This window comes from Methylobacterium sp. Leaf118 (assembly GCF_920984675.1).
GTDB lineage: Bacteria > Pseudomonadota > Alphaproteobacteria > Rhizobiales > Beijerinckiaceae > Methylobacterium.
Genome location: NZ_CAKLBV010000028.1, coordinates 47,079 through 59,876, shown reverse-complemented (window position 1 = coordinate 59,876; position 12,798 = coordinate 47,079). Strand labels below are relative to the sequence as shown.

The window sequence follows — 12,798 nt, the reverse complement described above, 5'->3', positions numbered from 1 at the left end:
TCCAGGGCGCTGCCCTCGACCGACAGGCGCCCCTCCCCGTAGGCGACGCGGCCGGCATGCAGCAGGCCGGCGAGCTTCAGCATGAGCGGGGCGAGCGCGGTGCTGTCCGGAGTCCGGCCGGCACCGCGGGCATCGCGCATCCGGTCGTCGACCGCCGCGCCTTCGGCGGCCTCCGCCGCGGCGGCGCGCATCGCCGCGCGGGCCTCCGCTGAGGCGATGTCGCCCCCGAGTTCCAGGCTTCCGTCCGGGCGGCGCTCGATCGTCAGGTGGAGATCCGTCACCACCGGCGGGAGGACCGTGACGGTGCCGATGGTGAAGCCCGGCGGCGGGGTCGCGAGGGCGGTGCGGAACGATTCGTAGGCCGCGGGGCTGGCAGCCGCGCCGCGGATCGAGATCACGGTGTCGTCGAGGGTCGCGACCGAGCCCGTGGTCAGGTCCCGCAGCCGCTCCAGCGCGAAGGCGGCGGCGTCGGGAAAGTCCGGCGGCGCCCCGCGGGCGGCCCGCGTCTGGTCGTCGAGCGTGCCGGCCTCCGGCAGGGCCGGCTTGAGACGCTGCGCCAGCTCGAACGCGCCGACCTCCGCCGGACGGCTGCCGGTGACCGCCACGCGTGCGGGACCGGCCCGCTCCGCGCTCCACACGAAGGGCGAGGCATCCTCGATCACCCCGGTGCGGTCGATCAGGCGGGCCGGTCCGTCCAACGCGGCGAGCCGTTCGAGAGCCGCCATGCGCTGGGCCGCATCGGGCGCCTCGCCCACGGCGACGAGGTCGCGACCCCGGACCGTGACCCGCAGCCACGGCTCGGGCTGACCCTCCCCGGTGCCCCGGGACACGGCGGCAGCGGCCCGGGCGAGGTCGTCCTCGATCCGCGGGGTCGCGAGATAGGCCGTCACGGCGCCGACGAGGGCGAGCGCCGGGAGCCCGGCGAGCCAGCCGAGCCGGTGACGGAGAAGAGGGTCAAGGGAGGACAAGGAGCGGTCTCGCGTGCCGCCGCAGCTTGAGGGGCGCGGCAGGCCCTTGAGGATACGGACGTTCGGGGCGACTTGAAGGCCGGAGCGGCGCACTTGGTCGGGCCGTGGCGACCTCGGCCCGCCGAAGGCTGCCCGACGCAAAAAACCCGGCCTTTCGGCCGGGGTTTGGAGGTTTCGAGTCCAGGGCTCCCGCGCCCGTGAGGGTGCGGAAGCCGTGTTGGCAGGATCGCTTAGAAGTCGCGCTGGACGCGGAAGCGGGCCTGGTAGACGTCCTGGTCGGAGACCAGGAACGGCACGCCGCCGGGCGCACCCTTGTTGGCGTCGGCCACACGGCCGCTCTTGAGACCGGTTTTGATGTACTGACCTTCCACGCCGATATCGAGATCCTTGACCGGCGACCAGATCAGGCTCGCGCCGGTGACGATCTGGTAGGTGTCCCGCAGGGCGGCGGAGAGCGCGTAGCCGGTCCCCGGCGCCAGGACGGACGGGGGAGCCTGTCCCGAGGTCGCACCGATCAAGAAGCTGGTCAGGCTGATGGCCTGACGGGCGCTCTGGGAGAACGAGATCTCGCCATAGCTGGCATAGAAGGCCGAGCGCCATTCCGGCGACCAGTAGTGGAGGTAGGAGGCCACCGCGGTAAAGCTGCGGGCCAGTTCGAGGCGGCCGGTCAGCGGGTTGACGATGGCGTCCGACAGGTACTGGTTGAACGGGTTGCCGGCGTAGGTGGCGGCGTTGCTCAGGTAACCGGCGGTGAAGCGGGTGATGCCGGTATACATGTTGGCGCCCTCACCATAGGCACCCTGCAGGTAGAGGCCATCGCCGGGAGCGATGAAGGGCAGGTTGACCTTGACGCCACCCTGGACGGCCCAACCGTAGTCGGTCCGCGCGCCGGAGCTTACGCCACGGGCGGCGAGCGCGGCTTCCACACCACCCCGGCCGGGCGGAATAATACCACCGGGCAGAACACCGATGGCAGCGCCGCTGTTGCCGATCAGACCGCCGGTGTTGATGTCCTTGACGGCGGCGGAGAGCTGGGCCGAACCCCACGGAGCGTCGTAGCGCAGGGTGCCGACGAAGTCGGGCATGCGCGAGCGCTGGACCGCGTCGATGAAGGCAACGGACGAGGCGTTGCCGGTCCCCGGATCAATGGCGAGGATGAGCGGCGTCGGGGCCGTCGTGAAGACGTTGTTCAGGCCCGACTGGCCGGGAACGATGGGGGTGACGCCAACGGCATCGGAGTAGAGCGGGTTCTTACGGAAGTTCGGGTCTTCCATCGAGATCGTGGCCGACCAGCCTTCACCGAACTTCTGCGTCCAGGCGAGGATGTTGGTCGACGGCATGTTGGAGCCGAGCGACGAGCCGATGATCTCGTAGTCGTTGGCGTAGAAGTCGAAGAACGAGGAGGCGCGACCGGCGGTCAGGCCGGCGAACTGCACGAACGCCTTGTCGACGTTGATGAAGTTCTGGACGCGGCCGAGCTGGTCCTGGCCGGTGCCGGAGAAGGCGTAGCCGATGCGGCTGTTCGTGCCCGACGAGAACTTGGTGTGGCCGGTGCGGCTCGCGGCGTCGAGGCGCAGGAAGGCGCGCAGGGTGCCGTAGCCGGTCTGGGTGCGGGCGTCGATGTTGAAGCGCGCAAGGCCGGTGAAGCCCGACAGGTCGCCGCCGCTGGGGGCGTTGCGGGTGTCGCTGCCGATGTATCCATACTCAGCGCGGGCGCGGCCCGAGATGCGCAGGCAGGTGTCGGTGCCCGGGATGTAGAAGAAGCCGGCACCGTAGGCGGTGCAGACGCGGACGTACTCAATCGGCACGGCCTTCTTCACCGGCAGGTCAGCGGCCTGTGCCGCGCCAACGACGGTCAGCCCCGCCGCCGATCCCAGGAGAAGGCTCTTGACGAGCTTCATTGTGAAACCTCCAGAAGTTTCGAGACCCACGGGATCGGACTTCTTCTGAGGGGATCCGCCTCGCGGCGAACCTTACCCCCACCGTCCTTTTATCCCTTGGTGCTTGGCCCCCCGCACGGGCTCCGGCCGAAGCTTGCGGCGGGGTTGCCCCGTCCACGAGGGGCACCATGCGGGAGCGTGGCCGTACGGGCAACAGACATCACGGGCTCGGGAGCGCCGCAAACCGGCTTCCTGGGACGCTGTTGCAGGACCGCAACGTATTGGCTGGCGGGGAAGCTGGATTTTCCCCAGCTCACGGTAATGACAGGAGAACTTTGCCGACTGAATGCGATGCCTGACGTTGCACGAGGGCATCATACGTGGCGTCGAGCCCGGATTCTCAGGCGTTCTGCGACTCGCGCAGCATCTCCAGGGCGAGCCAGCGGTCCTCGGCCGCGGCGAGCTCGGTCTCCGCCGCCCCGAGCAGGTCGGTGGCCTTGGCGAAGCGGGCGGGATCGCGGCCGTACAGCCCGGGATCGGCCAGCACCGTGCGCAGCTTGCCGATGCCCGCCTCCAGTTCGGCGATCCGGGCCGGCAGCGTCTTCAGCTCATGCTGCTCCTTGAAGCCGAGCTTGCCCTTCGCCTCCGGGCGGGCGGGGCGCTCCCGCGCATCGCCCTTGGTCTCGCCCTTCCCGTCGCCCTTGCCATCGCCCTTCGCGTCCGCCTTGGCCGTCGTCCTGGCCTCCACGCCGCGTCCCCGCTGCGCCAGCATGTCGGTGTAGCCGCCCGCATACTCGACCCAGCGCCCCTCCTCCTCGCTCACCAGCACGGTCCCGGCCACCCGGTCGAGGAAGTCGCGGTCGTGGCTGACGAGGATCAGGGTGCCGGCATAGTCGCCGAGCATCTCCTGCAGGAGGTCGAGGGTCTCGAGGTCGAGGTCGTTGGTGGGCTCGTCGAGGACGAGGAGGTTCGAGGCCTGGGCCAGCGTCCGCGCGATCAGCAGCCGGTTGCGCTCGCCGCCGGAGAGCACGCTCACCGGGGTGCGCGCCTGTTCGGGCGCGAACAGGAAGTCCTTCAGGTAGCCGATCACGTGGCGGCTCCGTCCGCCAACCGTGACGGTGTCGCCGCGCCCGCCGGTGAGGACTTCCGTGACGGTATCGGTCGGGTTGAGGCTCGCCCGGCGCTGGTCGAGATGGACCATGTTGAGGCTGGTGCCGAGGCGGATCTCCCCGGAATCGGGGGCCAGCGCCCCGGTCAGGAGGTTGATGAGCGTGGTCTTGCCCGCCCCGTTCGGGCCGACGATGCCGAGTCGGTCCCCGCGCAGGATGCGCAAGGACAAATCGCTGACGATGCGGCGCGCGCCGAAGGATTTCGAGACGCCGCGGGCCTCGGCGACGAGGGTGCCGGAGGCCTCGCCCTCGCTGGCCGTCAGCACCGCCTGCCCCACCGGGCGGCGGTGCTCGCGGCTCGTCTTCCGCAGGTCGTGGAGGTCGGCGAGGCGGCGCACGTTGCGCTTGCGCCGGGCGGTGACCCCGTAGCGCAGCCAGTGCTCCTCGTCGGCGATCTTGCGGTCGAGCTTGTGCTTGTCGCGTTCCTCCTCCTCGAAGAAGGCGTCGCGCCACGCCTCGAAGCCGGAGAATCCCTGCTCGATCCGCCGCGTCACGCCACGGTCGAGCCAGACCGTCGAGCGCGACAGGGCGGAGAGGAAGCGCCGGTCGTGGCTGATGAGGACGAGGGCCGAGCGCGTGCGCTTCAGCTCCGCCTCCAGCCACTCGATCGCCGGAAGGTCGAGGTGGTTGGTCGGCTCGTCGAGGAGCAGGATGTCGGGCTCGGGCGCCAGCGCCTGGGCGAGGGCCGCGCGGCGGGCCTCACCCCCCGAGAGGCGGGCCGGCTCCTCTGTGCCGGTCAGCCCCAGGCTTTCCAGGAGGTAGCGGGCGCGGTGGGCGTCGTCGCCGGGGGCGAGGCCGGCCAAGGCAAAATCGAGGGTGCTCGCAAATCCCGAAAAGTCGGGCTCCTGGGCGAGGTAGCGCAAAGTGGTGCCGGGCTGAAGGAAGCGCTCGCCCCGATCCGGCTCGGCGAGCCCGGCGGCGATGCGCATCAGCGTCGACTTGCCGGAGCCGTTGCGGCCCACGAGGCAGGCCCGCTCGCCCGGGGCGATGGTCAGCTCCGCCCGCTGGATCAGCGGCGTGCCCCCGAACGTGAGCGCGATGTCCTGGAGGGTGAGAAGCGGGGGGGCGGCCATGCCGGGCTTATGGCAGCAGCGGCCGCCCGGAACAAACGCGTTTCGGATCGGACGGCCCCGCTCATGCCGCGGCCGTCCGCTGACGGGGATCACGCCGTGGGGTTGGCCGGGCCCGTCGGCGTCGAGTCGGGAAGGCCGGGACTGTCGAGCGGGATCTCCGCCGGCGTGCTCCCCGGTGCCTCGGCGGGCGTCCCGCCGGGGATTTCGGGGCCGGGGCCCGGTGGTGGCACTTGCGGCGACTCGGCCGGCGGCACCCCCGGGGTCTCGGCCGGCGCCGGACTCGGCGTCTCGGGGGGCATCGCCGGCTGCGGGGTCTCCGGAATCGGTCCGGGATTCGACATGGACTGGCGCCTCACCTCTCGCCGGCATCGGGGCCGGCCCTGCGGACGAACGGGCCGGTTCCGGCGAGGTTCCGCTACTTCTTGGTGAGGAGGAGGTTGTTGCCCTCCTTGCCGATGATCTTCTGGATGCGGGCGGCAAAGATCGAGAGCAGCAGCGGCATCCGGACCTCGACGCGCACCATGTCCTGGCCGACATCGATCTGGCCGTCGACGGTCTGGGCCAGCGCCGTGACCGAATAATCCAGCCGGTCGCCGGTCCAGGTCAGGGTGTTGATGGCGATGCCACTCTTGTCGAGGGCCGCCCGCGCCTTGGCGGTGCCCTCGTCGATGCGGCGCCGGGCCTCGTCGCGGCCGAGCTCGTGCGGAATCTCGACCACCATGGGCTTCGCCATCTCGACCACTCCTCCTCGCGTTGCAGCGTGACGGGGAGAGTATGGGAAGGCCTCGGCCCGACGGCAACGCCGGCCCCGCACGCGGGCGGGGAAACCGACGCGCGGCCGCGCCTCAGCGCAGCACGGCCAGCGACACGTAGCTGACGCCACCGATCCCGAGGGCGCGGGCCGAGCCCCGGGCCAGATCGATCACCCGGCCGCCGACGAAGGGACCCCGGTCATTGATGCGCACGACGACCGAGCGTCCGTTGGCCCGGTTGGTCACGCGCACCCGCGTTCCGAAGGGCAGGGAGCGGTGGGCGGCGGTGAGTCCGTTGGGGTTGAACCGCTCGCCGTTCGCCGTGCGGTGCCCGCTTCCGTACCAGGATGCCCGGCCCCCCTGGGCCTGGGCGGGCAGCACCGCGGCGGTGCCGATGACGGTGGCGAGGCAGGCGGCGACGGTCCAGCTGGTGGCCTTCATCGTGGATCGCATTCCCTTGTCGTTGCGACGTGTTTGAACGACGCGGGAAAATGAGCCCGAACCCGGCTAAAATAAGACCTCGTTGTTGCGGTGCGAAATCGACGACTTCGCGACTATAACGCTGCGCTTCGGAGCGCCCCTGTCGTCGCAAGCATTGAATATTTACCGATGCATGGGCGATCGGCGGCGCAAAATCCTCATTGCTTGCCACGAAAGCATTCGGCGGCCGATCTGCGCGGGCTCGATGTCTCGCCCGGCCGCGCCGGCGCGGCCCTCGCTGCCGGCCCCTCGGCTCTGCGCCCGCCGCATGGCTCGACCCGGCAAAAACTGCCGACCCATATCGAGACGCGCGACTCGGGAAACGGCAAACGCGGCCTTTACCCTGCCCGCGGCATGGTCCGGTTGTCAGTCGCGTAACCGGTGTTTGCCATGGCTTCCCCGCGTACCGCGGTTGCCGGCGCCACCGCCCGGAATCAAGTCTCGCGTACCGGGCGGATCGCGTCGGCGCCGCGGATGGGTCTTGCACCCTCCGTTCAGCGTCTCCCCAACCCTCTCCCCCTCGACGAAATCCTCGTCGGCGACTGTATCGCCGCGATGGAGGCGTTGCCGGCATCGAGCGTCGACTGCGTCTTCGCCGATCCGCCCTATAACCTTCAACTCGGCGAAGCCGGGCTGACCCGGCCCGATCACAGCGTGGTCGATGCCGTGGACGATGATTGGGACAAGTTCTCGAGCTTTTCCGCCTACGACGAATTCACCCGTGCCTGGCTCTCGGCGGCGCGCCGCGTGATGAAGCCGAACGCGACCCTGTGGGTGATCGGGTCGTACCACAACATCTTCCGGGTCGGGAGCGCGTTGCAGGATCTCGGTTACTGGATCCTGAACGACATCGTGTGGCGCAAGGCCAACCCGATGCCGAACTTTCGCGGCAAGCGGTTCACCAACGCCCATGAGACCTTGATCTGGGCCTCGCGCTCGCCGCAGGCGAAATACACCTTCCACTACGACGCGCTGAAGGCCGGCAACGAGGACCTTCAGATGCGGTCCGACTGGTTCATCCCGCTCTGCACGGGCGAGGAGCGCCTGAAGGACGGCGACGGCCGCAAGGTCCACCCGACCCAGAAGCCGGAGGCGCTGCTCGCCCGCACGCTGATGGCCGCCACCAATCCCGGCGACGTGGTGCTCGACCCGTTCTTCGGCACCGGCACCACCGGCGCGGTGGCCAAGCGCCTCGGACGCCGCTTCATCGGGCTGGAACGCGACGCGACCTACGCGGCGGCGGCGCGGAGCCGGATCGCGGCCATCGAGCCTCTGGGCTCGGCCTCGCTGGCGCTGGCGACCCCGAAGCGGGCCGAGCCGCGCATTCCCTTCCTCAGCGTGGTCGAGGCGGGCCTCGTCCGCCCGGGCGAGACGCTGACCGATGAGCGCCGCCGCTTCCGGGCGACCGTGCGCCCCGACGGCCAGCTCGGCATCGGCCCGGCCATGGGCTCGATCCACAAGGTCGGCGCCCTGGTCCAAGGCCTGCCCGCCTGCAACGGCTGGACCTTCTGGCACGCCGAGCGCGGCGGAAAACTCGTCTGCATCGACGAGTTCCGCGCCACGATGCGGGAGCGGATCCAGGGCTGACGGGGGAAGCCCCCCGGCCGGCCCTCGCGGGAAGCCGGGGGCTTTCGGCTGTCGTCAGGCCAGGGCCCGCAGAACAGTGGGCATCAATTCCGGCAGGTCCTCGGCGATGAGCCCGGGCCCGTGCCGGAGCCCGGCATCGCCGTGCAGCCAGACCCCGGCGCAGGCCGCCTCGAACGGCGCCATGCCCTGGGCGAGGAGCCCGCAGATCACGCCCGCGAGCACGTCGCCGGACCCGGCGGTGCCGAGATAGGGCGTGCCGTGGTCGTTGATCGCCGCCCGCCCGTCGGGATCGGCGATCACCGTGTCGGCCCCCTTCAGCACCACGACCGCACCGGCGATCGCCGCGGCGCGACGGGCCCGGTCGAGCTTCGAGAGCCCCTCCCCCACGGCGTCGGTTCCCGAAAACAGCCGCCCGAACTCGCCCTCGTGCGGGGTCAGCACCGCCCGCGCCTCGCCATCGCGGATGTGGCGGGCGAGGGTGCGCACCTCGCTGCGGAAGCTCGTCAGCGCGTCGGCGTCGAGCACGAGGGCGCGGCCGGCGGAGGCCGCCACCGCGGTGACCGCGCAGGTGTCCGGGCCGGTGCCGAGGCCGGGGCCCAGCAGCAGCGCGTTCAGCCGATCGTCGACGAGGATGTCGTCGAGGTCGTCGGCGCTCTCGCAGGGGTTCAGCATGATCGCGGTGAGATGGGCGGCATTCTCGGGAAGCGCCGAGGCGGGCGAGGCGAGGGTGACGAGCCCGGCCCCGACCCGGAGCGCCCCGCGGGCCGCGAGCCGGGCCGCGCCGGTCTTGAAGGCCGGGCCGGACAGGACGAGGGCGTGGCCGCGGGTGTATTTGTGGCTGCCCGCGCCGAGCCGCGGCAGCGACCACAGGCCCGGCCCGTTGCGGAAGACCGCCGGCGCCCCCGCGAGACCCGCTTCCAACTCCGCCTCACCGGTGCCGATCGCGGCGACGTGGAGCGCGCCGCACAGGTCGCGGCCGGGCTGGAGCAGGTGGCCGGGCTTGAGGGCGACGAAGGTCACGGTCTCGGTGGCCCGCACGGCGACGCCGCGCACGGACCCGGTATCGCCGTCGAGGCCGCTCGGCACGTCGACGGCCAGAACGGGCACGCCGGACGCGTTCACCGCCTCGACCAAGGCCCGCGCGGCGCCGTCGAGGTCGCGCGAGAGGCCGGCCCCGAACAGGGCGTCGATGATGAGATCGCAGGGCGGGAGGTCGGTTTCGGCCGGGCCGACCGCGCCGGTCCATTCGGACGCCGCCAGCGCGGCGTCGCCCGTCAGCGCCGCCCGGTCGCCGAGCAGGCGCAACGCGACGGCCTGGCCCTCCTCGGCCAGGAGGCGCGCGGCGACGAAGCCGTCGCCGCCGTTGTTGCCGGGTCCGCACAGGATCAGTACCCGCCCTCCCGGGGCCAAGGCCAAGGCCAAAGCCAGGGCCCGCGCCCGCGCCGCGACCGCCGCGCCGGCCCTTTGCATCAGCGTCAGGCCGGGTGTGCCCGCGGCGATCGCCGCCGCATCGACCCGCCGCATCGCCTCGACGGTGAGCAACGGCCGGGCCTTCCCGGAGGAATTCACCGGCTCATGCATGGATGTCGCTCACGTCTTGCCTCAAAATTCATCGAAAACCGCGGGAATGCCCACATATTCCGCGCATATTGCACATTTGCTGCGCAGCTTGCCGCGCTCGCGGCGCAAATCGCCGTGGCGGTCACGCGGCTGCGATGGTAGGGTTCAGAAGAGACAATCGACGCGCGCGGATCGGGCCGACCCGGGATGAAGAAGATCGAGGCGATCATCAAGCCGTTCAAGCTCGATGAGGTGAAGGAGGCGCTCCAGGAGGTGGGCCTCCAGGGCATCACCGTGATCGAAGCGAAGGGCTTTGGCCGGCAGAAGGGCCATACCGAGCTGTATCGCGGCGCCGAGTACGTCGTGGACTTCCTGCCCAAGGTGAAGCTCGAGATCGTTCTCTCGGACGCGCTCGTGGAGGGCGCCGTCGAAGCGATCCGCAAGTCCGCCCAGACCGGCCGGATCGGCGACGGCAAGATCTTCGTCTCGACCATCGAGGAAGCGATCCGCATCCGCACCGGCGAGACGGGCACCGACGCGATCTGATCCCGCCCGCCGAACCGTGAGCCCTTGGCCCGGTTCGTGAAGGGCGGGCGGCGTCCGCGCTCGTTTCCGGGCGCCGCAGCCGAGTGACGCCGTGTCCGACCTCGTATCCATCGTCCAGGACATCGCCGCGGAGATGCGGGCACGTCCCGACCGCGGCGCGGTGGCGCGCTACATCCCCGAACTCGAACGGGTCGATCCCGCCGCCTTCGGCCTCGTGGTGATCGACGGCGAGGGCCGCGTCGCCGCCGGGGGCGATGCCGACATCCCCTTCTCGATCCAGAGCATCTCCAAGGTCTTCACCCTCACCCTGGCGCTCGGCATGGTCGGCGACCGGCTCTGGCGCAAGGTCGGCCGCGAGCCCTCGGGCAGCCCCTTCAACTCCATCGTCCAGTTGGAGCGCGAGCAGGGCATCCCACGCAATCCCTTCATCAATGCGGGCGCCATCGCGGTGACCGACGTGATCCTCTCGGGCCATCAGCCGCGGGAAGCCCTCGGCGAGATCCTGCGCTTCCTGCAATTCCTCGCGCAGGATTCCGGGATCGCCATCGACGAGACCGTCGCGGCCTCCGAGAAGCGCACCGGCTTCCGCAACGCGGCGCTCGCCCATTACATGCGCTCGTTCGGCGTCATCGAGAACACCGTCGACTACACGCTCGGCGTCTACTTTCACCACTGCGCCATCGCGATGACGTGCCGGCAGCTCGCCACGGCGGGCCTGTTCCTCGCCTATTCCGGACGCCATCCCCTCACCGGCCACTCGGTGATCTCGTCGGAGCGGGCGCGGCGCATCAATGCCATCATGCTGACCTGCGGCCATTACGACGGCTCGGGCGACTTCGCCTACCGGGTCGGGCTGCCGGGCAAGAGCGGCGTCGGCGGCGGCATCCTGGCGGTGGCGCCGGGCAAGGCCTCGATCTGCGTCTGGTCGCCGGGGCTCGACGCGGCGGGCAATTCCCATCTCGGGCGCATCGCCCTGGAGATGCTCGTGAAACGCACCGGGTGGTCGATCTTCGGCGTGTGAGGCGAGGCGTGATGCCGCGATCGATCGGGCGCCCCGCTCAGTTATCGGAACGCGGCCCCCTAAACGGAAAGGCCGCCCCCACCTCGCGGCGGGAGCGGCCTGTCGAAGCGGTCATCGATCCCGGGGGGGCCGACGACCCTGAAAGCCCTTACGCGACGGCCTTCTGGACGGCCTCGGCCGGGAGCGGAACCTCGGAGATCGTCTTCAGGACCTGCGAGGCGATCTGGTAGGGGTCGCCCATGGAGTTCGGGCGGCGGTCCTCAAGGTAGCCCTTGTAGCCGTTGTTGACGAAGGAATGGGGTACCCGCACCGAGGCGCCGCGGTCGGCCACGCCGTAGGAGAACTTGTTCCACGGCGCCGTCTCGTGCTTGCCGGTCAGGCGCATGTGGTTGTCGGGGCCGTAGACGGCCATGTGGTCGTCGAGGTTCTTCTCGAAGGCCGCCATCATGGCCTCGAAATAGTCCTTGCCGCCGGTCTCGCGCATGTAGGTCGTCGAGAAATTGCAGTGCATGCCCGAACCGTTCCAGTCGGTGTCGCCGAGCGGCTTGCAATGGTACTCGATGTCGATCTCGTAGGTCTCGCACAGGCGCTGGAGCAGGTAGCGAGCGACCCACATCTCGTCGGCCGCCTTCTTGGAGCCCTTGCCGAAGATCTGGAATTCCCACTGGCCCTTGGCCACCTCGGCGTTGATGCCCTCGTGGTTGATGCCAGCGGCGAGGCAGAGGTCGAGATGCTCCTCGACGATCTTGCGCGCGACCGGCCCGACATTCGAGGCGCCGACGCCGCAGTAATAGGGGCCCTGCGGGGCGGGATAGCCGGATTCGGGGAAGCCGAGCGGGCGACCGTTCTTGTAGAGGAAATACTCCTGCTCGAAGCCGAACCACGCGCCGGCATCGTCCAGCACGGTAGCGCGCTTGTTCGACGGGTGCGGGGTCTTGCCGTCCGGCATCATCACTTCGCACAGCACGAGCACGCCGTCGGTGCGGGCCGGATCGGGGAAGTGGCGCACGGGCTTGAGCACGCAGTCGGAGGAGGAGCCCTCGGCCTGCTGGGTGGAGCTGCCGTCGAAGCCCCAGAGCGGCAGCTGCTCGAAGGTCGGGAAGCCGTCGAACTCCTTGATCTGCGTCTTGCCGCGCAGGTTCGGAACCGGAGTGTAGCCGTCGAGCCAGATGTACTCGAGCTTGTACTTGGTCATCGCGTGTCTCTCGTTCCTGATCGACGAAATCCGTCTGACGCAGCCCCGTGGATCCGGCATCGCTGCCGGCCCGTCCGCCGGTTCGGGAAGCCGGGTCCGGCGAGCGTTTGCCTCGCCGTCCTCTGAGCAACGAACCACCTTCGGACGGAGCCTTCGCCTGACCCCCGAAGCGTCCGGCCCAGAGCCGGCCGCCTCGCTCCGGCCTCTAGCACGAGGCGTGCCAGTTCCGGCGCGGCGCGGCGCGGCGGTCCCGGGCGAATCCGCCGCCGCGAATGGCGCGAATTGGGGCACGGATTTCCGCGAAAGGCCCGCACGGGCGACGATTTCTGTCCTTCGACGGGTGGCAACCGCGGGGCGCGGACGATATCGTCCGCGCCCGTCGGCGGGGCCGGCCGGAGGGCGCGAGAACGGCAAGAACCGGATCGCGCCTCGGGCCGCGCCCGCGGCACGCACGGGCTCGCGAGGCTTATTCGTCCATCCACGCGCGGCACGCCACGACCGGCCGGGGGCCAACCCGGCCCGGGCGGCTCTCCGCCGCTCCGCTTACGAGACGATCAGGGAGATGCA

The 12,798-nt window shown here is 70.4% G+C and carries 9 protein-coding genes and 1 pseudogene; 3 read left to right on the top strand and 7 right to left on the bottom strand.

Annotated elements, in window-relative coordinates; translation table 11 throughout:
- The 5 genes and pseudogenes from LW587_RS13670 to LW587_RS13650 all read right to left on the bottom strand — a co-directional run.
- Positions 1-968: pseudogene (locus tag LW587_RS13670) on the bottom strand (flagellar motor protein MotB); the annotation flags it as partial.
- 230 nt (positions 969-1,198) lie between these two features.
- A complete protein-coding gene (locus tag LW587_RS13665) occupies positions 1,199-2,869 on the bottom strand; it encodes a porin (RefSeq protein ID WP_232630137.1) in 1,671 nt (556 codons plus the stop codon).
- A gap of 379 nt (positions 2,870-3,248) precedes the next feature.
- Positions 3,249-5,090, bottom strand: coding sequence for an ABC-F family ATP-binding cassette domain-containing protein (locus LW587_RS13660; protein ID WP_232630136.1), 1,842 nt, complete (start codon positions 5,088-5,090; stop codon positions 3,249-3,251).
- Positions 5,091-5,505: 415 nt separating this feature from the next.
- Complete coding sequence (locus LW587_RS13655) at positions 5,506-5,823, bottom strand: polyhydroxyalkanoic acid system family protein (RefSeq protein WP_232630135.1); 318 nt, start codon at positions 5,821-5,823, stop codon at positions 5,506-5,508.
- A 112-nt stretch (positions 5,824-5,935) separates the two neighbouring features.
- Positions 5,936-6,283 (bottom strand): septal ring lytic transglycosylase RlpA family protein, encoded by a 348-nt coding sequence (locus LW587_RS13650; RefSeq protein WP_232630134.1) that lies wholly within the window; start codon positions 6,281-6,283, stop codon positions 5,936-5,938.
- Positions 6,284-6,712: 429 nt separating this feature from the next.
- On the opposite strand from LW587_RS13650, the gene LW587_RS13645 reads away from it, so the two are divergent.
- Complete coding sequence (locus tag LW587_RS13645; protein ID WP_269780329.1) at positions 6,713-7,909, top strand: site-specific DNA-methyltransferase; 1,197 nt, start codon at positions 6,713-6,715, stop codon at positions 7,907-7,909.
- Between the two features lie 54 nt (positions 7,910-7,963).
- Here the strand turns inward: LW587_RS13645 and LW587_RS13640 are convergent, their stop codons facing one another.
- Positions 7,964-9,490 (bottom strand): NAD(P)H-hydrate dehydratase, encoded by a 1,527-nt coding sequence (locus LW587_RS13640; RefSeq protein WP_232630132.1) that lies wholly within the window; start codon positions 9,488-9,490, stop codon positions 7,964-7,966.
- 186 nt (positions 9,491-9,676) lie between these two features.
- Between LW587_RS13640 and LW587_RS13635 the strand changes: the two genes are divergently transcribed.
- Both LW587_RS13635 and LW587_RS13630 read left to right on the top strand, forming a co-directional pair.
- On the top strand, positions 9,677-10,015 hold the full coding sequence (locus LW587_RS13635; RefSeq protein ID WP_003600526.1) for a P-II family nitrogen regulator: 339 nt from the start codon (positions 9,677-9,679) through the stop codon (positions 10,013-10,015).
- Positions 10,016-10,106: 91 nt separating this feature from the next.
- Entirely contained in the window at positions 10,107-11,036 is a 930-nt protein-coding gene (locus tag LW587_RS13630; protein WP_232630131.1) for a glutaminase, read from the top strand.
- A gap of 148 nt (positions 11,037-11,184) precedes the next feature.
- Here LW587_RS13630 and LW587_RS13625 read toward each other — a convergent pair whose 3' ends face one another.
- The gene (locus tag LW587_RS13625) at positions 11,185-12,231 is read right to left on the bottom strand and encodes a glutamine synthetase beta-grasp domain-containing protein (protein ID WP_232630130.1); all 1,047 of its coding nucleotides are present in this window, start codon (positions 12,229-12,231) and stop codon (positions 11,185-11,187) included.
- Positions 12,232-12,798: the final 567 nt, after the last annotated feature.

Bases quoted from the DNA above. Each gene is read 5' to 3' on its own strand.
- LW587_RS13650 (WP_232630134.1), bottom strand. From the start codon at position 6,283: ATGAAGGCCACCAGCTGGACCGTCGCCGCCTGCCTCGCCACCGTCATC.
- LW587_RS13665 (WP_232630137.1), bottom strand. From the start codon at position 2,869: ATGAAGCTCGTCAAGAGCCTTCTCCTGGGATCGGCGGCGGGGCTGACC.
- LW587_RS13635 (WP_003600526.1), top strand. From the start codon at position 9,677: ATGAAGAAGATCGAGGCGATCATCAAGCCGTTCAAGCTCGATGAGGTG.
- LW587_RS13645 (WP_269780329.1), top strand. From the start codon at position 6,713: ATGGCTTCCCCGCGTACCGCGGTTGCCGGCGCCACCGCCCGGAATCAA.
- LW587_RS13655 (WP_232630135.1), bottom strand. From the start codon at position 5,823: ATGGCGAAGCCCATGGTGGTCGAGATTCCGCACGAGCTCGGCCGCGAC.
- LW587_RS13640 (WP_232630132.1), bottom strand. From the start codon at position 9,490: ATGCATGAGCCGGTGAATTCCTCCGGGAAGGCCCGGCCGTTGCTCACC.
- LW587_RS13625 (WP_232630130.1), bottom strand. From the start codon at position 12,231: ATGACCAAGTACAAGCTCGAGTACATCTGGCTCGACGGCTACACTCCG.
- LW587_RS13660 (WP_232630136.1), bottom strand. From the start codon at position 5,090: ATGGCCGCCCCCCCGCTTCTCACCCTCCAGGACATCGCGCTCACGTTC.